20 protein-coding genes are annotated in these 18,238 nt (G+C 61.8%); 12 read left to right on the forward strand and 8 right to left on the reverse strand.

What is annotated here, in order from left to right; translation table 11 throughout:
* Positions 1-249 precede the first annotated feature (249 nt).
* The gene (locus HX792_RS06305; protein WP_176995264.1) at positions 250-1,476 is read right to left on the reverse strand and encodes an MFS transporter; all 1,227 of its coding nucleotides are present in this window, start codon (positions 1,474-1,476) and stop codon (positions 250-252) included.
* 267 nt (positions 1,477-1,743) lie between these two features.
* Here HX792_RS06305 and HX792_RS06310 point away from each other — a divergent pair, with 267 nt between their 5' ends.
* From HX792_RS06310 to HX792_RS06330, 5 genes are all read left to right on the forward strand, one after another.
* Positions 1,744-1,992, forward strand: coding sequence for a hypothetical protein (locus HX792_RS06310; protein WP_176995265.1), 249 nt, complete (start codon positions 1,744-1,746; stop codon positions 1,990-1,992).
* Between the two features lie 153 nt (positions 1,993-2,145).
* Positions 2,146-2,703 carry a cytochrome b gene (locus HX792_RS06315; RefSeq protein ID WP_176995266.1) on the forward strand — a complete coding sequence of 186 codons (558 nt, stop codon included), beginning with the start codon at positions 2,146-2,148 and terminating at the stop codon, positions 2,701-2,703.
* 43 nt (positions 2,704-2,746) lie between these two features.
* The gene (locus HX792_RS06320) at positions 2,747-3,286 is read left to right on the forward strand and encodes a tetratricopeptide repeat protein (RefSeq protein WP_176995267.1); all 540 of its coding nucleotides are present in this window, start codon (positions 2,747-2,749) and stop codon (positions 3,284-3,286) included.
* Between the two features lie 59 nt (positions 3,287-3,345).
* Positions 3,346-3,843 carry an RNA polymerase sigma factor gene (locus tag HX792_RS06325; RefSeq protein WP_176995403.1) on the forward strand — a complete coding sequence of 166 codons (498 nt, stop codon included), beginning with the start codon at positions 3,346-3,348 and terminating at the stop codon, positions 3,841-3,843.
* Positions 3,840-4,607, forward strand: a complete 768-nt coding sequence (locus HX792_RS06330) for an anti-sigma factor (protein ID WP_176995268.1) — start codon at positions 3,840-3,842, stop codon at positions 4,605-4,607. The genes HX792_RS06325 and HX792_RS06330 overlap by 4 nt, the downstream gene beginning before the upstream one ends.
* Positions 4,608-4,609: 2 nt before the next feature.
* On the opposite strand, the gene HX792_RS06335 is transcribed toward HX792_RS06330, so the two are convergent.
* The 3 genes from HX792_RS06335 to HX792_RS06345 form a co-directional block, all read right to left on the reverse strand.
* Positions 4,610-5,632 (reverse strand): AraC family transcriptional regulator, encoded by a 1,023-nt coding sequence (locus tag HX792_RS06335; protein WP_176995269.1) that lies wholly within the window; start codon positions 5,630-5,632, stop codon positions 4,610-4,612.
* A 24-nt stretch (positions 5,633-5,656) separates the two neighbouring features.
* Complete coding sequence (locus HX792_RS06340; RefSeq protein ID WP_176995270.1) at positions 5,657-6,478, reverse strand: SDR family NAD(P)-dependent oxidoreductase; 822 nt, start codon at positions 6,476-6,478, stop codon at positions 5,657-5,659.
* A 128-nt stretch (positions 6,479-6,606) separates the two neighbouring features.
* Complete coding sequence (locus HX792_RS06345; RefSeq protein WP_176995271.1) at positions 6,607-7,542, reverse strand: LysR family transcriptional regulator; 936 nt, start codon at positions 7,540-7,542, stop codon at positions 6,607-6,609.
* Between the two features lie 157 nt (positions 7,543-7,699).
* Here HX792_RS06345 and HX792_RS06350 point away from each other — a divergent pair, with 157 nt between their 5' ends.
* The 3 genes from HX792_RS06350 (at position 7,700) to HX792_RS06360 (ending at position 11,440) form a co-directional block, all read left to right on the forward strand.
* A complete protein-coding gene (locus HX792_RS06350; RefSeq protein ID WP_176995272.1) occupies positions 7,700-9,019 on the forward strand; it encodes an MFS transporter in 1,320 nt (439 codons plus the stop codon).
* A gap of 13 nt (positions 9,020-9,032) precedes the next feature.
* The gene (locus HX792_RS06355) at positions 9,033-10,262 is read left to right on the forward strand and encodes a Zn-dependent hydrolase (RefSeq protein ID WP_176995273.1); all 1,230 of its coding nucleotides are present in this window, start codon (positions 9,033-9,035) and stop codon (positions 10,260-10,262) included.
* Between the two features lie 152 nt (positions 10,263-10,414).
* Complete coding sequence (locus HX792_RS06360; RefSeq protein WP_176995274.1) at positions 10,415-11,440, forward strand: histone deacetylase family protein; 1,026 nt, start codon at positions 10,415-10,417, stop codon at positions 11,438-11,440.
* A gap of 288 nt (positions 11,441-11,728) precedes the next feature.
* On the opposite strand, the gene HX792_RS06365 is transcribed toward HX792_RS06360, so the two are convergent.
* The gene (locus HX792_RS06365) at positions 11,729-12,586 is read right to left on the reverse strand and encodes a hypothetical protein (RefSeq protein ID WP_176995275.1); all 858 of its coding nucleotides are present in this window, start codon (positions 12,584-12,586) and stop codon (positions 11,729-11,731) included.
* 158 nt (positions 12,587-12,744) lie between these two features.
* Between HX792_RS06365 and HX792_RS06370 the strand changes: the two genes are divergently transcribed.
* Positions 12,745-13,647: a LysR family transcriptional regulator gene (locus HX792_RS06370; protein WP_176995276.1), complete on the forward strand. Its 903-nt coding sequence runs from the start codon at positions 12,745-12,747 to the stop codon at positions 13,645-13,647.
* On the opposite strand, the gene HX792_RS06375 is transcribed toward HX792_RS06370, so the two are convergent.
* Positions 13,639-14,397: a substrate-binding domain-containing protein gene (locus HX792_RS06375; protein ID WP_176995277.1), complete on the reverse strand. Its 759-nt coding sequence runs from the start codon at positions 14,395-14,397 to the stop codon at positions 13,639-13,641. The two genes, HX792_RS06370 and HX792_RS06375, sit on opposite strands and share 9 nt — an antisense overlap.
* Positions 14,397-15,701, reverse strand: a complete 1,305-nt coding sequence (locus HX792_RS06380; protein ID WP_176995278.1) for an MFS transporter — start codon at positions 15,699-15,701, stop codon at positions 14,397-14,399. The genes HX792_RS06375 and HX792_RS06380 overlap by 1 nt, the downstream gene beginning before the upstream one ends.
* 198 nt (positions 15,702-15,899) lie before the next feature.
* Between HX792_RS06380 and HX792_RS06385 the strand changes: the two genes are divergently transcribed.
* Positions 15,900-16,043, forward strand: a complete 144-nt coding sequence (locus HX792_RS06385) for a hypothetical protein (protein WP_176995279.1) — start codon at positions 15,900-15,902, stop codon at positions 16,041-16,043.
* Between the two features lie 125 nt (positions 16,044-16,168).
* Here the strand turns inward: HX792_RS06385 and HX792_RS06390 are convergent, their stop codons facing one another.
* Positions 16,169-16,561, reverse strand: coding sequence for a VOC family protein (locus HX792_RS06390; RefSeq protein WP_176995280.1), 393 nt, complete (start codon positions 16,559-16,561; stop codon positions 16,169-16,171).
* A gap of 150 nt (positions 16,562-16,711) precedes the next feature.
* Between HX792_RS06390 and HX792_RS06395 the strand changes: the two genes are divergently transcribed.
* Both HX792_RS06395 and HX792_RS06400 read left to right on the forward strand, forming a co-directional pair.
* On the forward strand, positions 16,712-17,434 hold the full coding sequence (locus HX792_RS06395; RefSeq protein WP_176995281.1) for a GntR family transcriptional regulator: 723 nt from the start codon (positions 16,712-16,714) through the stop codon (positions 17,432-17,434).
* Positions 17,431-18,219, forward strand: coding sequence for an SDR family oxidoreductase (locus tag HX792_RS06400; RefSeq protein WP_176995282.1), 789 nt, complete (start codon positions 17,431-17,433; stop codon positions 18,217-18,219). Before HX792_RS06395 ends, HX792_RS06400 begins: the two co-directional genes overlap by 4 nt.
* Positions 18,220-18,238: the final 19 nt, after the last annotated feature.

Genomic DNA, 18,238 nt, shown 5'->3' on the forward strand with positions numbered 1-18,238 from the left:
CTTGTACATCCACCGCAATCGCTTCACCGTGACATGGCTGCTCGCCGCTCAATGTACTTTTCCCCTCCTGCTGACACTCCGCTTCAGGGGAGGGTTGCAGCGTGCTATCCAGTCGCTACATCACCCACAGACAGCCTTTGGCTTCAACCCTGCGGGCCATCGCCTAAGAGTCGACTATCTCTCCCCCAGCACATAAAAAAAGCCCCGTAGCTGTACAAGCTACGGGGCTTTTTCGTTTCTGTGATGGTGTCAGGCAGGTTGTGCTGCCAAGCTATTGCTCACGTTACGCCCAAGCACCAGCACCGTGACAAACCCACAGCCCACCAGCGCCGTGGCCAAGCTCAACAGTACCGAACTGCCCATCTGGTCAACGATCCGCCCGCCGAAGAACGACCCCAAGGCAATGATCACCTGGAACAGGGCGACAAACAGCGGCATGCCGCGTTCGACGTCCTTAGGCGCCACGACAAACATCCAGATGCTGGCACAGGCCGGGAAGGCGCCGAAGGCGAAGCCCCAGAGTGCGATCAGCATCGTCGCGCCCGTCAGGCCGGTGGCGAAGTAGGGGAACAGCGCAGTGCTGGTGCCGATCATCAGCGCAACCAGCAACAGGGTGTAGCGCACGCTGCGGTTGGCGGCGAAGCCGGCAAAAACGTTACCCGCCACGCCTGCCACACCAAACATCAACAACAGCGAGCCAATGGTCGGGCCATCAAAGCCGGAGCTGTTTTTGAAGAACGGTGCCACATAGGTGTACGCAGCAAAGTGCGCCAGGCCAATCATCAACACCGCGATCAAACCCACACGAGCCCGTGGATTGATGAACAAGGCCGGCAGGTCACTCACAAGAATGGCCTTCTCCGGCTTGAGCTGAGGCAGCAGGAACACCTGCGCCAGCACCACCGGTACACCCAGCAATGCGGTGACCAGAAACGTCATGCGCCAGCCCATCAAGCCGCTGAGCCAAGTACCAACGGGCACGCCCAGAACAGTGGCGAGTGTCACGCCCATCATGATGATGGACGTGGCCTTCGCTACACCCACGCCCTTGGGAGCCAAACGGCCACTCAGCGCAATGGCGGTGGCCCAGAACCCACCGATACTGATGCCCAGCAATACGCGACCAAACAGCAACAGGCTGAAGTCACTGGCAAAAGCCACCACACTGTTGGCGATGATCATGATCAGTGTCAGGCTGATCAGCAGGTAGCGGCGGTCCATGGCGCCAATGATGACCGACAGCAACGGCGCCGCAAGCGCGGCCATGATGCCGGGCAGGGTGACCATCAGTCCGGCGTGGCCGGCACTGATGCCCAGGTCGGCTGCAACGTCATTAAGCACGCCCACCGGGAGAAACTCGCTGGTTACCAGGGCGAAGGCACCGACGGCCACGGAGAGAATCGCCAGCCACTGCTGTTTGACGCTTTGTTGATTATGTTCGGGACGGCCGCGTGGGGCCTGTGTCGCGCTTGGCATGGTGTTGGGTTCCAAGATGAATGTCGCCTGAAGCCAGGCGGGGGAAGGGAGTCAGGGGGCGATTATATAAACCGGTCTTGATGATTGAGCAGGCGACCCGTTCGATAGTAATCATCAGTGCAATCGATAAGTCCCACACCACAGATGTCACTTTCCCGCCGTTTCAAAAACCTTGCCTACAGGGGACGCATTGCGATAACGACGGCAACTTATTACGTTGTGCTAGCGCGTCAGATCGGGCGCCTTCCATTGCAAAGGAACTGCATCATGAGCAAGAACACCAAGAAAACCTCCGACAAAATCGCGACGTTGGCTGCACAAACACTCAACAGTCCAGACGCCTCCGCCACTGCCAAAAGCCTTGCCGCTTCAGCGCTGGCCCAGAAGAACAACGACAAGCAGACCAGTGCCGAGATGGAGGAAACAGCCGCAAAAGTGCTGGGCAGCGATCGCCATAGCGAAGACACCAAAACCCTTGCAGCGTCGGTGCTCTCCCAAGCCAATAAGGAACGTTAACACAACGCAAAAGCCCCGTAGTTGAACAGGCTGCGGGGCTTTTGCGTTTCCGGGTGCTCGGCTCACACAGAATCAACAGCATAAAAATCTCCGTCTCACCGAATAACTTTCCTCGCTGCGGTGTTCACCCTACAGACCACCCAGGAAACGCCCATGAGCCCCCATGTCGACCGCTACGACCGCCTCACCCGCACCTTCCATTGGCTCACCGCCGCCGTGGTGATCTTCATGTTTGCCAGCGCACATATCTGGGAAAACCTGGAGAAGGGCACACCACTGCGAAAAGGCCTGCAGTCGGTGCACATCTCCCTGGGGATCGCCATGGCGGTGTTGATCGTTGCACGGATTATCTGGCGCCTGTCCGGCGGCAATCGCCCAAAGGCCGGTAGTCATCCCGCCCTTAACGTACTGGCGAAAATGGCGCATGGTTGCCTCTATCTGTTGCTGTTGGCACAGATCGTATTGGGCTTTCTGTTTCGCTGGGCGCAAGGCGAGCCTTTCAGCTTTTTCGGGCTGTTTTCCATCCCCGCGCCGGTAGTGATCGACCACGCCTGGCGCGGGACGCTGGGCGACCTGCACGACACGGTTGCCTGGGCGATCATCCTGCTCGCGGGCCTGCATGCGGCGGCTGCGCTCTGGCACCACTATGTGATGGGCGACAGCACGCTACGCCGCATGTTGCCCGGCTCACGTACTGCCTTTCAAAAGTGATGTTGGCTGCTGTACCTAACCCCCGTTACGGAGCATGAAAAGCATGAAGAACCGCCACGAATACCATACCTCGCTCCTCTTCGGTGCGTGCTTGGCTGCCGCATTACTGGCCGGCCAGGCCCACGCATCGGGCGATGAATCCGCGCCGCCCAAGCCCAATTGCCCCAAAGGCCAGGTCTGGGACACCAAGACCGGCAAGTGCGTGCTGCAAACCAGCAAAGCCACGTCAGACGCCGACCGTACCGATTACGCCTACCGCCTGGCCAAGGATGGGCGTTACGACGAAGCCCTGGCACTGCTCGATACCCTGCAAGACCCGAACACCGCCAAGGCCCTCAACTATCGTGGCTACGCCACCCGCAAGCTGGGGCGCACCGACGAAGGCATCGGCTATTACCTGAAGTCCGTGGCGCTCGACCCCAACTACGCCCAAGTCCGCGAGTACCTGGGCGAGGCCTACGTGATCAAGGGCCGCATCGACCTGGCGCAGGAGCAACTGGTGAAGATCAAAGCCTTGTGCAGCACCACCTGCGAAGAATATGAAGACCTGGCTGACGCGATCGCCCATGCGCCCGAGGCATAAAACTGTGAGTGAACACACAGGAGGCCGCCATCACCGCAGAGGCTGAGTTTCGTCGCGAGTTGGGCCTGCTGTTGCCGCGTTTATGGCGATACGGGTGGGTGTTGTCACGACAAAAGCACCTGGCTGAAGACCTGGTGCAGACCACCTGTGTGCGAGCCTTGGAACGTGCCGGGCAGTTTGCCGCCGGCACGCGGCTGGATCGCTGGCTGCTGGCAATCATGCATTCGATCTGGCTCAACGAACTGCGCTCGCAACGGGTGAGACAAGGGCAGGGGTTCGTCGACGCGGAGCAGGAGTTGTCCTTTGATGGCGAGAGCCTGGCCCAGGAACAGGTGTTGGCCGCACAAGTCATCAAGCGTGTGAACGGGCTGCCCGAAGCACAACGGGAAACGGTTTTTCTGGCGTATGTGGAAGGGCTTTCATACAAGGAAATTGCCGAGGTGCTGCATATCCCGGTGGGAACCGTCATGAGCCGATTGGCGGCCGCACGGGCGAAACTGGCTGAAACCGCGTCCTCCCAAGCCCAGCCGGACAAAACTCACGGAGAACGGCGATGACCCTCACTGACGCACCCTCCGACGAACTGTTGGTGGCTTACCTGGACGGCGAACTGGATGCCCGGCAGCACCAGCTCATCACCGATCGGCTCAGCGTTGATCCTGTCCTGGCTGCGCGCCTGGAAGCCTTGCAGGGGGCTGACCTGCCTTTCAAGGCCGCCTTCGATTCACTGCTCGACCAGGCCCCCACAGAACGTATGCAGGCGATGCTCAAATCGCTGCCCTCAGCGCATGCCCCAGCCTTGAGCCGGCGCCGCTTCGTGGCCATGGCCGCCGGTTTTGCCGTGGCCGGGGTGCTTGCCGACCGCCTGTTCATGAGTTGGCCCCGCCCGGAACCCGGCCAAGGCTGGCGTGCGTCGGTCGCCGAATACATGGCCTTGTACACGCCCCAGACCCTGGAGAACCTCAGTACCGACTCCGCTTCCCACGTGGCGCAACTGAGTTCGGTCGGCGCTCAATTGGGCCTGCCGTTGTCCCCCACGGCGGTAAACCTCCCCGGCGCCGAGTTCCGGCGTGCGCAGATCCTCGACTATGACGGCATATTGATCGGCCAACTGACCTACCTCGACCCACTTCACGGCCCACTGGCACTGTGCATCACCGCCAGCCGCAAGGGTGCGCAACCTGCCGCCACCGAGCAGCGGCGAGGGATGAATGTGGTGTATTGGGCCAGTGCTACCCACGGTTTCATGCTGATCGGGCGCAACCCGTTCGAAGCGCTGCAGCGCATGGCTCGTAGTGTCGAGAACACATTGCCCGCGTGAACTCAGTGAGTCGTGCCCTGTGAGGCGCGCCAGCGCGCGGGTGTCGTGCCTTCCCAGGTGCGAAAGGCCCGATAAAACGAATTAGTGTCTTCGTAACCGAGCAAGCCGGCGATCTCCTCTATCTCGATCGTCGGTTCTGCCAACAGATGGCGCACTATCTCCTGGCGGGTTTCCAGCATCAATTGGCGAAAGCTGGTGCCTTCCTCGGTGATGCGCCGCTGCAACGTGCGCTCGCTCATGCCCATGTCCCGCGCCACCTCGACCATCTCCGGGCGACCGCTGGCGAGGATGCGCTTGAGCGCGCCCTTGACCTGATGGCTGATCGTGGGCAGTGCCGTCGCTTCGGCCAATGCGGCGGTCAGGACCGGGTTGAGTATGTCGAGCAGTTCCGGATTGTGCCCGGGGAAGGGCCGGTTCAAGTCCGCAGCGTCAAACACCAGGGCATTGCGCTCGGCGCCGAAACGCACCGGGCAGCCAAAAAAATCGGCCAGGACGGTGTTGCCACATTCCGGTCGGGCCAATTCAACATGGTGCGGGAGGATGTGCACCCTGGAACCGCGCCGACCCAGTTCGACGAACGTGGCAAAGGCGGCGTCGATAAATAACGTCGGCGGATGCGCCTGAGTGCGCAACCAGTCGAGGGTGACGGTGCAGGTGCTGCCTTCTTCGGTCACGTGCACCCGTTCGGGGGTGCACAGTTGCTTGAAGCGTGCGAGGCGGTGCAGGCCATCCCGAAAGTCGCGGGCAATGAAGGCGGCAAAACTCGCCGGGGGCAATGTCGCACTGTCCAACTGGGTGACCAGCAAGATGCCAGCCGCGGGGTCCGGATTGAGCGTACCGACGGCCTCCCACACGCGGAAAAACTCGGGTGTTGTCACCTGACGACGGTCGCGCCGCTCGTGAAGGTTGAGCGTCACCGGCAGCCGTGCCTGACGCAACACCGCCGACGGCTCCAGCCCGATGGTTTTCAGGGCTTGCCAGAAAACATCCGGGATGTTGAAACGGGATTGGCGTGCATCAGGCATGGGTCACCTTTTCAGTCGAGCAAATCAATCAGAAGCCGACACACTGAGGTCGTGCCATTTCTTGTCCGAGGCCGCCAGCTCTTCCGCCGCCCGCGCTGCGTATTGCACCGCATCACTGCCGATCAACAGGCGCAGCGGCGCTTCTTTGTTCAGGGCCAACTCCAGCACGATCTCAGCCACCCGGGCCGGGCCGGTCGGCAAGATGCCAGGGGAATTCAGCAACTCGACCAGCACGCCGACGCTTTGCTGATAGGGCTCGCTGATCGGCGGGATCGTCATGGACGAGCCCGACCAGTCGGTGCGCATGCCGCCCGGCTCCAGTACCGTCACTTGCACCCCGAGCGGGGTCACCTCTTGCGCCAACACCGTCGAAAACCCACCCACCGCCCATTTTGCACTCTGGTAAGCCGCCAGGCCCGCCATACCGATACGCCCGCCGAGGGACGATACCTGAAAGATATGCCCGCGGCCCTGGGCGCGCAGCACCGGCACCACGGCCTTGCTCACGTGCACCACGCCATAGAAATTGGTGTCGATCTGCGCCGTGAAGTCATCCAGCGTCACATCCTCAACCGACGCCAAGTCCCCATAACCCGCGTTGTTGACCACCACATCCAGCCGGCCAAAATGCGCCACCGCAGCCGCCACGACTTGCACGACCTGCGTGTTGTCCGTCACATCCAGCTGCAGGGGCAACACCGCGTCGCCGTATTCAGCGACCAGGTCATCCAATTGACGGGGATTGCGCGCCGTCGCCACCACACGGTCGCCGGCACGCAGGGCCGCTTCGGTAATAGCGCGGCCAAGGCCACGGGAACTGCCAGTGATAAACCAGATCTTGGACATGGAACACCTCTTCGTAGGAAACAACCGTGAGCGAAGGATGTTCGATAGACACGCTTTCCACACTAGCAGCAAGCCGCCATCCGACTTGCAAACCCCGCCAATTGTCGTGAGCGGGCTCGCGCTGCTCCCTACGCCAATCGAGCCGTGAGGCTTTCGATAAATACCCGCTCCGCCCGACTCATCTTCTGCTCCCGGTTCCACAGCAGATGAATATCCACATCCGCTATCCCCTCATCCGGCGGTAGCCGCCACAGCAACCCGTTCTTCTCATCCTCGGCCACCACATGGACCGGCAGGCAACCCAGGCCAAAACCGGCGATCACCAAACGACGCACCTCTTCAAGGCTGGACGACGACGCCACGATCCGCCCGCTGAAGCCCTGCTGGTCGCGGAAGATCGTCAAGGGCGACAACATCCCGCCAATTTGGTCGCTGGTAAAACTCACGAAGTTCTCCGACTGCAAATCCCCCTCCGCCAGGCCGCTGCGCCCAAATAACGGGTGATGCCGCCCACAGAAAAACGCGTAACGCTGACGCAAGAACAGGTGCTGTTCCAGGCGCGGCTGTGGCCGGCGATTGAGGCTCAGGCCCAGGGTCGCGGTTTTTTCGAGGAGGGCGGCGACGATGTCCGAGCTGCGCATCACCTCCACTTCCAGGTCGACCCGGGGATGCTCGCGGTGGAAGTCAGCGAGGAAGTCATCAAAGGTGTCTGACTCGATGCGGCTGATCATCAGCAAGCGCACTTTGCCGAGCACCTCGTCACCAGGTTTTTGCAGGGCGTTGCTCATCTGCGACACCTGGCCGTACATCTCGCCGGCGATGGCAAAGATCTGTTCACCGGCGTCGGTCAGCACAAAACGCGGGCCACGGCGGGCGATCAGTTCGCAGTCGAGCTGTTCTTCCAGGCGCTTGAGGGCCTGGCTGATGGCCGGTTGCGTCAGGTGCAGGCGGGCGGCGGCACGGCTGATGCTCAGTTCCTGGCCGATCACGCGGAAGGTGCGCAACAGGTTCCAGTCCAGGCGGTCGTTGAGCAGCGGGTGAATATCGCGGCGAGGTTCGGGCATGGCGCGGCTCGATAATAAGCAGGATTTATAATTTGAATAATAAATAGAAAATTGACTAATCATAGCCCGGCGACGATAAATCACCCTGAACAAGCGCCATCAGAGCGCGCCCGTTTGACTTTCTCCTGCCAAAAAAATAACCAAAGGAGCCCGCCCCATGAAGCCTTCCGCTTCGCCACAGCCCCGCCGTGCTGCGGCCGCCGCTTTTATCGGCACCATGATCGAGTGGTACGACTTTTATATCTACGCCACCGCCGCCGCGCTGGTGTTCGGCCAACTGTTTTTCCCCTCCGACGACAAGCTGTTCAGCACCATGGCCGCCTTCGGCACCTTCGCCGTGGGCTTTTTTGCACGGCCCCTGGGCGGTATTGTGTTCGGCCACATCGGCGACCGTATCGGGCGCAAGAAATCCCTGGTGATCACCCTGGTGATGATGGGCGTGGTCACGGTGTGTATCGGCCTGCTGCCGACCTACGCGCAAATCGGCGTTGCAGCGCCGGTGATGCTGATTCTGCTGCGCGTGGTGCAAGGTATTGCCGTGGGCGGAGAGTGGGGCGGCGCGGTACTGATGGCCGGTGAGCACGCGCCGAAAGGCCGTCGGAATTTCTTTGCCTCCTTCGCCCAGTTGGGCAGTCCGGCCGGTTTGATCCTGTCGTTGCTGGCGTTCAGTGCGGTCACCCGTTTGCCGGAAGAAGACCTGCTGAGTTGGGGCTGGCGTGTGCCGTTCCTCGCCAGCGCCCTGTTGCTGATCGTAGGCCTGGCGATTCGCCTGGGGGTGAACGAATCCCCCGAGTTTCTCGAAGACAAAGCCCAGGCTGAAAAAGCGCGGGCGATCAAGAAAGACCAGGCCCCCGTGATTGAAGTACTGCGCACGGCGTGGCGCCCGCTGTTGCTGTGCATTGGTGCCAACACCCTGGGCATCGCCGGCGTGTATTTCACCAACACCTTCATGATTGCCTACAGCACTCAGCAACTGGGCCTACCGCGCTCGCTGATTCTGGAGTGTTTGTTCTTCGTCGCGATCATCCAGTTCTGCATCCAGCCACTGGCCGCCTGGGTGGCCGAAAAGGTCGGCGCCACGCGCTTCCTCTGCGCGATGACCGTGCTGGCAATGGCTTCGCCTTATCCGATGTTCGTGCTGGTCAGCAGCGGGCAGGCCCCGTTGATCATCCTCGGCATCGCCCTGGCGGTGGTGTGCATGGCCTCGTTTTATGCCGTGATTGCCGGCTTTGTCAGCGGCCTGTTCGAAACCCGCGTGCGCTACACCGCGATCTCCCTGGCCTACCAGGTGTGCGGTGCGCTGGCGGGTGGCTTGACGCCATTGATCGGCACCTGGCTGGCCCACGAATACCAGGGCCAATGGTGGCCGATGGCAGTGTTCTACAGCCTGATCGCGGCGGTTTCGCTGGTGTGCGTACTGGCGTTGTCGCGCCGTCACGCCACCGCGCACCGTCATGAAATGGCACACAGTGTTTGAGGGAGAGTTGCGAATGTTGAAGATTAATGGCGAGCGCCTGTGGGCCAGCCTGATGGCCATGGCCGAGATCGGCGCCACCGCCCGTGGCGGCAGTTGCCGCCTGGCCCTGAGTGCCGAAGACCAGGCCGGCCGTGAACTGTTCAGCCACTGGTGTAAAGCTGCAGGGTTGACGCTGAGCGTGGATGCCATCGGCAACCTGTTCGCCCGGCGTGCCGGCACCGATAAGGACGCCGCGCCGATCATGATGGGCAGCCACCTCGACACGCAACCGGAAGGCGGGCGCTTCGATGGCGTCTACGGTGTGCTGGCTGGCCTGGAAGTGATCCGCAGCCTCGACGACCACGGCATCCAGACCCGCAAACCCCTGGAAATCGCCGTGTGGACCAACGAAGAGGGCGCGCGCTTTACCCCGGCCATGCTCGGCTCGGCGGTGTTCACCGGCACCTTGGCGCTGGACAAGGCCCTGGCCACGGCGGATGTCGACGGCATCAGCGTGGCAGAGGCATTGCGCAGCACCGGCTACAACGGTGAGCGCCCGTTGGGTGGCGCGGTGGATGCGTACTTCGAGGCCCATATCGAGCAAGGCCCGATCCTGGAAGACAACGCCAAGAGCATCGGCGTGGTCACCGGCGGCCAGGCGATTCGCTGGCTCGACGTGCGGGTCGAAGGCATGGCGGCCCATGCCGGTACCACGCCGATGCCGCTGCGCAAGGACGCGCTGTACGGCGCCGCGAAAATGATTCAGGCCCTGGAAAACCTGGCGGCGGATTTTGCCCCCGAAGGCCTGACCACGGTGGGCGAGTTGAGCATTGCCAAGTCATCGCGCAACACGATTCCCGGGCTGCTGAATTTTACCGTCGACCTGCGTCATCACCGTGACGCCGACATCGACGCCATGGAGCAGCAGGTGCGTGCGCGCCTGCAGGCCATCGCTGAGAAACGTGGCCTGAGCGTCACCATCAGCCCTCACTGGATCAGCCCGGCCACGCCGTTCGACGCAGACTGCGTTGCCTGTGTGCAGTCCTCGGTAGACGCCTTGGGCTACAGCCAGCAGCGCATTGTCAGCGGTGCCGGCCACGATGCCATTCACCTGGCCCGTTACTGCCCGACCGCGATGGTCTTTATCCCGTGTGTCGGCGGCCTGAGCCATAACGAAGCCGAAGACGTACTGCCTGAGGACGTGCGCCAGGGCACCGACGTGTTGCTCAACGCCGTGCTCAAACGCGCGGTCCGAGCTGACTAAGACTGAAACACATCACCTGTAGGAGCCGGTTTGCCGGCGATGACGATCTTTCAGATATGGAGAGGTTGTCTGGCCTACCGCTATCGCCGGCAAGCCGGCTCCTACAGGAGCTGTGTGCCTGCCGGTGATTTGGGTTTATCGAGGAAGATTCCATGCGTACCTTTTTCCACCCCGAACAACTCCTGCACCACCCGCGCAGCTACTACTCCCGTGGCCAGATGCGCACGCCCCAGGAAGTCCCCGAGCGCGCGCGCAACCTGCTGCTGGCCGCGCAGAGCCTGGGGTTCGACATCCAGCAACCCCAGGATCATGGCCTGGATCCACTGCTCGCCGTGCACGGCGCGGCTTACCTGGCCTTCCTGCAAGAAGCCCATCAACGCTGGAAGGAAATCCCCGAAGACTGGGGCGATGAAGTCATGTCCAACATCTTCGTGCGCGAGCCCAACGCCCTGCGGGGCATCCTCGCCCAGGCTGCGCGTTACCTGGCGGACGGCAGTTGCCCAATCGGCGAACTTACGTGGCGCTCGGCCTATTGGTCGGCCCAGAGCGCCGTCACAGCAGCCAAGGCCATCCTCGACGGTGCACCGGCTGCCTACGCCCTGTGCCGGCCTCCGGGCCATCACGCGCGGTTCGATGCGGCGGGTGGTTTCTGCTACCTCAACAACGCAGCCGTCGCCGCCCAGGTCTTGCGTGAAGGGTTCCAGCGCGTCGCCGTGCTCGACACCGACATGCACCACGGCCAAGGCATCCAGGAAATCTTCTACGACCGCGACGACGTGCTGTACGTCTCGATCCACGGTGACCCCACCAACTTCTACCCCGGTGTCGCCGGCTTCGCCGATGAGCGTGGAAACGCAGCGGGCGAGGGCTTCAACCTCAACCTGCCCATGCCCCATGGCGCCAGTGAGGCGCTGTTCTTCGAAAAACTCGAACAGGCCCTGGCGGCGATCAAAGACTTCTCGGCGGACGTGCTGGTGTTGTCCCTGGGCTTTGACATTTACGAGCTGGACCCGCAAAGCAAAGTCGCGGTCACGCGCGAAGGGTTTGCGCGGCTGGGGGAATGCATCCGTGGCCTGGGATTGCCCTGTGTGATCGTGCAGGAGGGCGGGTATCACCTGGAGACGCTCGACAGTAACGCCCAGGCGTTTTTCAGCGGCCCACAGGCCTGGGCAAAATAACGTCGCTATAAAGACCGTAAATGCATGATATCTTTGTGCCATTACGTATCGTAATGGTCACGGAGGATGTCATGAAAAAGCTGTCTTTGCTGGGTTTGCTGGTGGTAATGGCTGTGAGCCCGATGCTCGCCATGGGGTGTCCGAAAGGCACGCATCCGGTCGGCGGCACGGGGTCGCATCATAAAGGTGGGACTTGCCAGTAGCAGGCACAGTCGCAGTGCCCGCGTCAGTAAGGTGACCACGGGCACTGTCACTCGACAGGCACATGGCCTTACCCGCATTCGCCGTCTAGGGTGAAACAGTCCGCCCCTGCGGCACCAACTCCAGCACCCGATTCCTGCCGCCTTCGGCCAGCAGGTAGGTGCCACGCCCCGTCGGCACAATCGATTGCGGCGCTTTTAAAAACGACAGAATGGTCTGCTGTTTGCCCTGTGGGTCTACCAGCAGCAAGCGTGCCCGGTGCGTCGAGTCTTCGTTGACCCACAGCCCGCGTTCGTCGCACATCAGAAACGTCGGTTTGTTCAGGCCCGCCAGCACCACCGGGTCGCTGCCATCGGCGCTCAACTCGCGTACCACGCCTTTTTTCTTTTCGGTGTAGAGCATGCGCCCGTCGGTGCAGCGCACGATGGACTCGCCTTCTTGCACCTGGTCGCGCAGCACGCTCAACGACTGATCGCTCCAGCGATAGCGCAGCAGGCGACCGCTGGGCTTGCGGTCTTCGATGGCGTACAGGTCGTCGCCTTCATCCCACAGCCCTTGCACGTTTTCACCCTTGAAGAGCTCGGTGACCACGCCGTCCTTGAAAAAACTGACGGGCAAACCGCCGGATTCCTGGCTGAACACCCAACCGCCACGGGTCGCAAAGATGCCATCGGGTTTGGAAAGGTTGGCCACCACCACTTCCCGTGCGCCGTCCGGGTGGATGCGCACGATGCTGCCCTGGCCCTTGGCGAGTTCCTGGCTGACCATCAGCGAGCCGTCCGGCAACGGCATCAGCGAGGCCGCTTTCTCCACGTCGCGGTGGACCACCTGGACACTCCAGCCGGCCGCCGCGCTCACGGGGTAGAAGCTTTGCCAGGCGAAAAAACCGAGGGCTGCCACACTAGGAATGCCCACGAGGGCGGCGCCCAGTCGCAACAGACGCATATTTTTTTTGTTATGGGAGGCGCTGGTCATTGATCACTCTGTCGAAAGAATTCGGCACGAGACTACGCAGGTGACCCGATTTTTTAAATGCGCGTGGGCCTGACGCTGACGCATTCGTACGATAATGTCCCCCAAATCGACCTCACTGGCCCTTCCTCGTGATCATCAACTTCGACCTCAACGACCTCCAAGCCTTCCGCGCCGTGGTAGACAAGGGCAGTTTCCGTGGCGCCGCCGAGGCCATCCGCATCTCGCAGCCTGCGCTGAGCCGGCGTATCGAGAAGCTGGAGTCGGCCCTCGACGTGAAGTTGTTCGAGCGCACCACACGCCGAGTCAGCCTGACCATGGTCGGCCGTGCCTTCCTGCCCCAGGTGGAGCGCATGCTCGATGACCTCGACGTGGCCTTGATGGGTATCAGCAACGTCGCGTCCACGCGCATGGGCAACGTCACCATCGCGTGTGTGCCGTCGACCGCCTACTACTTCATGCCTCACGTGATCTCCGAATTTCACAAGCTCTATCCGAAGATTCGCCTGCGGGTGCTGGATGCCAGTGCTGGCGAAGTGTGCAATGCGGTAGAGAGCGGCGAGGCGGATTTCGGCGTGAGTTTCAGCGGCAGCCTGGCCGATGAAGTGGAGTTCGAATTGCTGCTGCAGGAACGCTACGTGCTGGCCTGTCGCCGCGATCACCCGCTGGCCGAACGCGACAGCGTGACCTGGGCCGAAGCCTATGAGCACGACTACATCACCGTCGACAAAACCTCCGGCAACCGCTTCCTGCTGGATCAGGCCTTGCGCGGCGTGCGGGTGAAAAAGCCGAGTATCTGCGAGACGCACCACGTGACCACGATGATCGGGCTGGTGGAGGCGGGGTTGGGCGTGGCGATGGTGCCGTCGATTGCGATGCCGGCCGGCACCCACCCGATTCTGGTCAGCGTACCGCTGGTAGAACCCCAGGTGATGCGCAATGTGGGCTTGATAAAACGCCGCGGGCGGACATTGCCGCCAGCGGCGCTGGAGTTGGAGCGATTGGTGCGCGAGATGCCGTTTCGGTCAGTGTGACACCGAGTCCAGGCCGGTGGATTGCACCACCGGTTGCGCCTGGGGCGACGCCAGGAACTGCAGCAGCGCCTTGGCTTGGGCCGGGTGTTCAGCGTTGACCGGAATGCCCGCCGCAAAGCGCGTCACCGATTGCACGTCTTCCGGGATCTTGCCGACGTAGGTCACGCCTGGCACCGGCAACAATTCCGCCACCTGCTGCAAGCCCACCTCGTAGTCACCCTTGGCAACCTGTTCGGCCACCGGGAGGCGTTCGATCATGGTGCCCTTGGCCGGCATGCCGAGCTTCTTGAACAGCTCCTTCTCGACATACACACCGCTGGCGCTGTCCGAGTACGCCACAGACTTGGCCTGGCTCAGCACGGCCTTGAGCTCGGCGTCGGTGCCGATCGCCGGCTTGGCCGCGCCGGCCTTCACCACCAAACCGATGCGCGAGTCTGCCAGTTCAACGCGGGAGGCCTTGTCGACCTTGCCCTGTTTGATCAGCTCATCCAGGGCGTAGCCGACCATGATCACCACGTCGGCGTGTTCGCCACGGGCCAGGCGGTTGGGAATCGCTTCCGGCGCCTTGCCCATTGATGGGCCGAGAATGGTGTCCAGGGTGTCGCCGCTTTGCTGAGCGTACTGCGGACCGAGCAATTTGTAGGCGGCGGTGAAACCACCCGAGGTCATCACCTTGAGCTGTTCGGCCTGGGCCGTCAGCGCGAACGCGCCGAGGGCCAGGGCTGTCAGGGTCTTGAGCAGCGGGCGCATTACACCGCCTCCTGCATCACCTGCCCACGGGTGTTGGCGCGGCGGTACAGCGCGAGGGTCGAGCACAGCGCGCACAGGGCGGCAAACATCATCCAGTAGGCAGGGGAGGCCTTGTCTTCGGTGATGTGGATGAACCAGGTGGAGATCGCCGGGGTAAAACCACCGAAGATCGCGGTCGCCAGGCTGTAGGCCAGGGAGAAGCCCGCCACGCGCACTTCAACCGGCATGATTTCGGTCAGGGCCGGGATCATGGCGCCGTTGTACATGCCGTACAGGAAGGAGAACCACAGCAGGGTTTCCAGCATATGGGCGAAGCTCGGCGCGTTAACCACGAACGACAGCGCCGGGTAGGCGGTGATCACGGTCAGGGCGGTCATGGCGAGCAGCACCGGCTTGCGGCCAAAACGGTCGCTCAGGGTGCCGCCGATGGGCAGCCAGACAAAGTTCGACACCGCCACCAGCAAGGTCACCAGCAGCGCGTCGGAGGTGCTCAGTTGCAGCACGGTCTTGCCGAAGGTCGGCGCGTACACGGTGATCAGGTAGAACGCGGTGGTGGTCATGGCCACCATCAGCATGCCGCCGATGACCACGGTCCAGTTCTTCGCCAGGGTGGCCAGCACTTCGCGCATGGTCGGGCGGTGCTTGCGGTTGGCGAACTCTTCAGTCTCTTGCAGGTTGCGACGCAGGATGAAGATGAACGGAATGATCACGCAGCCGATGGCGAACGGAATGCGCCAGCCCCAATCGGCAACGACGGCCGGCTCCATCCACACGTTCAGGCCATAACCCAGTGCAGCGGCGACCACGATGGAGATCTGTTGGCTTCCCGATTGCCAGCTGGTGTAGAAACCCTTGCGGCCCGGGGTGGCCATTTCCGCCAGGTACACCGACACGCCGCCCAATTCCGCGCCGGCCGAGAAGCCCTGCAGCAGACGGCCCAGCAGCACCAGCGCCGGGGCCCACAAGCCAATGCTGTGATAGCCAGGAACCAGCACGATCAGCAGCGTGCCGCTGGCCATGATGGACAAGGTAACGATCAGGCCTTTGCGGCGGCCGACGTCATCGATATAGGCGCCCAAAATGATCGCGCCCAGAGGCCGCATCAGGAAGCCTGCACCGAACACGGCGAAGGTCATCATTAATGACGCAAACTCATTGGCAGCGGGGAAGAACGCAGCGGCGATATAGGTGGCGTAGAAACCGAACAGAAAGAAGTCGAACTGTTCGAGGAAGTTGCCGGAAGTAACGCGGAAAACCGCACCAACTTTCGAGCGGGCAGCGTCGGGCCGGGAAGGGCTAGTCATGGTTTTGTGTCTCCAGCGTTCTTTTTAAAGTGCTTGTTTCGCTTAAGACCGCGGATAGTGGCTGACACATTTAGAAATGATAAGTGAGTTATTTGGATGTATTGATGCGCACAGGCTATCAATCGCCAAAGCCGTCCAAAATGATGGCCCTGTTCTATGCTCAAAGGTGTGACCAAATCTTACGGATGGGAGGTGACAATGGCTGACGAACGCAAGCGCAAGGATGAGCCGGAGCGTGAACAACCCCGGCGTCATGAAGAGGAAAAACCCCAGACCTGGAAGCATCCGGACGACGGCACAGAGCTGTCGGAGCGCGACCAGGAGTTCCCGCTCAAACCCTGATTGCCCAAACACTGAGGACCAACATGTGGGAGCTGGCTTGCCTGCGATGACGGCGTGTCAGGCAATGATGTGCTGGCTATAAAGTCGCCATCGCAGGCAAGCCAGCTCCCACATGAAAGGTGTGTTTATGCCAGGATCGGCGTACACAACTCCACCAGCGTCCCATCCGGGCAACGCACATACGACACCACCTGCCCCCAAGGTTTAGTCGTCGGCGCTGACAGCTCTACGGCGCCCTGCGCAAGCGCTTTGGCATGCGCGGCAAACACATCCTCAGTCACAAACCCCACCTCCATCCCCAACGGCTGGCGCGAAGCGTGCGCCTGTACATGCCCGCCTTCGAAGTTCATTTCGCCCAATTCATGGGCAGCAAACGACAGGGTCGTAGCCCCCGTTTCCAGCTCGCCATACGTGCCTGATTCATGCAGGAAACGGCGACCGAACCCGAAGGCTTTTTCGAAGAATTCCAACGAGGCCGCAACGTCCGGCACGTAGATGATGGTGTAGGCGAATTTCACAGTTGAGCGCTCCTTGCATGGTTGATGAGTCATTAGAGTCAGCGGGTATCCGTCCGTCAATCGAGCAGAAATCGAATCGGGAAACTATTTGACATATTTGATTTGTGATCACATATTGAGGCCATAAGAACGACAACACAGGTTTGACTCATGACTGATGGTCCGCTCCTCCTGCCCACCTTGCGCCAGGTGTCCCGCGATACCCTGCAAGACCAGGTCTACCGCCAGATCCGCGAAGCGTTGATGAGTGGTCGCTTCCAGCCTGGCCAGAAACTCACCATCCGCGGCCTCGCCGAAGCCCTCGGTTCCAGCCCCATGCCGGTGCGCGAAGCCCTGCAGCGCCTCAGCGCCGAAAACGCCTTTGAAGTCACCGAAACTTCCCGTCTGCGAGTACGACTGATGACCGTCGAACGCCTGCGCGAAATCCGTGACACCCGGGTTGCCCTCGAAGGTTTGCTCGCCGAAAAGGCCGTGCTGCGCTTGCAAAAGGCCGACCTCGACGAAATCACCGACCTCTGCCAGCAGATGCAGCAGGCCGCCGACGAAGTCGATGTGTCGCGCTACCTGTGGACCAACTTCGCATTTCACCGGCGCATCTACGCCGTGGCCCAGGCCGAGTTGACCATGGCTGCCGTGGAAAACTTCTGGCTGCACATGGGCCCGTGTTTCGCCCTGGTCGCCCCCGATAAAGCTCACCTGCAACGCTCGATGGAGGCGCACACGCGCATCGTCGAAGCCCTGGCTGCCCGCGATGGCGCTGGCGCCCGTGCTGCGGTGACCGATGACATCATGCAGGCCGCCGATTCCCTGGCGCGCCTGCTCGTCAAGAACGACCGTACGCGGTCGTCTGCTTCAGGAGGTAAACGTGCATGAGTGTCCTACAACGGTTGCAGCCCTATCCCGGGTTACGTGTGTTGATTTCCGGCGGGGCTGCCGGTATCGGTGAAGTGCTGGCGGCGGCGTACCTGGAAGCGGGCGCCAAGGTGCATGTGTGTGACGTGAGCGAGTCGGCCCTGGCCGCGTTTCGCGACAAGCACCCGGGCACCGTCGCCACCCGCGCCGACGTCAGCGATGCCGCGCAGATCGAGGCGGTGTTCAAGGTGCAGCACGAACAGTTCGGCGGCCTCGATGTGCTGGTGAACAACGCCGGGATCGCCGGGCCGACTGGCGGGATCGACGCGATCAGCGACGCCGACTGGCAAGCCACCATCAACATCAATCTCACGGCGCAGTACCGCTTTGCCCACCACGCGGTGCCGATGCTCAAGGAATCGTCCCACGGCCACTTGTTGCACATCGCCTCGGTGGCGGGGCGCTTGGGCTACGCGTGGCGCACGCCGTATGCGGCGACCAAATGGGCCATCGTCGGCCTGATGAAATCCCTGGCCTCGGAGCTGGGCGAGAGCGATATCCGCGTCAACGCCTTGCTGCCCGGCATCGTCGAAGGCCCGCGCATGGACGGCGTGATCCGCGCCCGTGCCGAACAGGTCGGCGTGCCCGAAGCCGAGATGCGCCAGGAATACCTCAACAAGATCTCGCTCAAACGCATGGTCACCGCCGAAGACGTCGCGGCCATGGCGTTGTTCCTCTGTTCGCCCGCCGCACGCAACGTGACCGGCCAGGCGATCAGCGTCGACGGGAACGTCGAGTACCTGTAAGCCACGGAAGACCACATCG

Origin of the sequence: Pseudomonas sp. B6002 (genome assembly GCF_013385985.1) — a bacterium.
Taxonomy (GTDB): domain Bacteria; phylum Pseudomonadota; class Gammaproteobacteria; order Pseudomonadales; family Pseudomonadaceae; genus Aquipseudomonas.

Coding starts and splice junctions, on each gene's coding strand:
- HX792_RS06305 (WP_176995264.1), bottom strand. CDS start 1,476: ATGCCAAGCGCGACACAGGCCCCACGCGGCCGTCCCGAACATAATCAA.
- HX792_RS06335 (WP_176995269.1), bottom strand. CDS start 5,632: ATGCCTGATGCACGCCAATCCCGTTTCAACATCCCGGATGTTTTCTGG.
- HX792_RS06380 (WP_176995278.1), bottom strand. CDS start 15,701: ATGACTAGCCCTTCCCGGCCCGACGCTGCCCGCTCGAAAGTTGGTGCG.
- HX792_RS06315 (WP_176995266.1), top strand. CDS start 2,146: ATGAGCCCCCATGTCGACCGCTACGACCGCCTCACCCGCACCTTCCAT.
- HX792_RS06355 (WP_176995273.1), top strand. CDS start 9,033: ATGTTGAAGATTAATGGCGAGCGCCTGTGGGCCAGCCTGATGGCCATG.
- HX792_RS06345 (WP_176995271.1), bottom strand. CDS start 7,542: ATGCCCGAACCTCGCCGCGATATTCACCCGCTGCTCAACGACCGCCTG.
- HX792_RS06310 (WP_176995265.1), top strand. CDS start 1,744: ATGAGCAAGAACACCAAGAAAACCTCCGACAAAATCGCGACGTTGGCT.
- HX792_RS06330 (WP_176995268.1), top strand. CDS start 3,840: ATGACCCTCACTGACGCACCCTCCGACGAACTGTTGGTGGCTTACCTG.
- HX792_RS06385 (WP_176995279.1), top strand. CDS start 15,900: ATGGCTGACGAACGCAAGCGCAAGGATGAGCCGGAGCGTGAACAACCC.
- HX792_RS06400 (WP_176995282.1), top strand. CDS start 17,431: ATGAGTGTCCTACAACGGTTGCAGCCCTATCCCGGGTTACGTGTGTTG.
- HX792_RS06395 (WP_176995281.1), top strand. CDS start 16,712: ATGACTGATGGTCCGCTCCTCCTGCCCACCTTGCGCCAGGTGTCCCGC.
- HX792_RS06350 (WP_176995272.1), top strand. CDS start 7,700: ATGAAGCCTTCCGCTTCGCCACAGCCCCGCCGTGCTGCGGCCGCCGCT.
- HX792_RS06340 (WP_176995270.1), bottom strand. CDS start 6,478: ATGTCCAAGATCTGGTTTATCACTGGCAGTTCCCGTGGCCTTGGCCGC.
- HX792_RS06360 (WP_176995274.1), top strand. CDS start 10,415: ATGCGTACCTTTTTCCACCCCGAACAACTCCTGCACCACCCGCGCAGC.
- HX792_RS06375 (WP_176995277.1), bottom strand. CDS start 14,397: ATGCGCCCGCTGCTCAAGACCCTGACAGCCCTGGCCCTCGGCGCGTTC.
- HX792_RS06365 (WP_176995275.1), bottom strand. CDS start 12,586: ATGCGTCTGTTGCGACTGGGCGCCGCCCTCGTGGGCATTCCTAGTGTG.
- HX792_RS06320 (WP_176995267.1), top strand. CDS start 2,747: ATGAAGAACCGCCACGAATACCATACCTCGCTCCTCTTCGGTGCGTGC.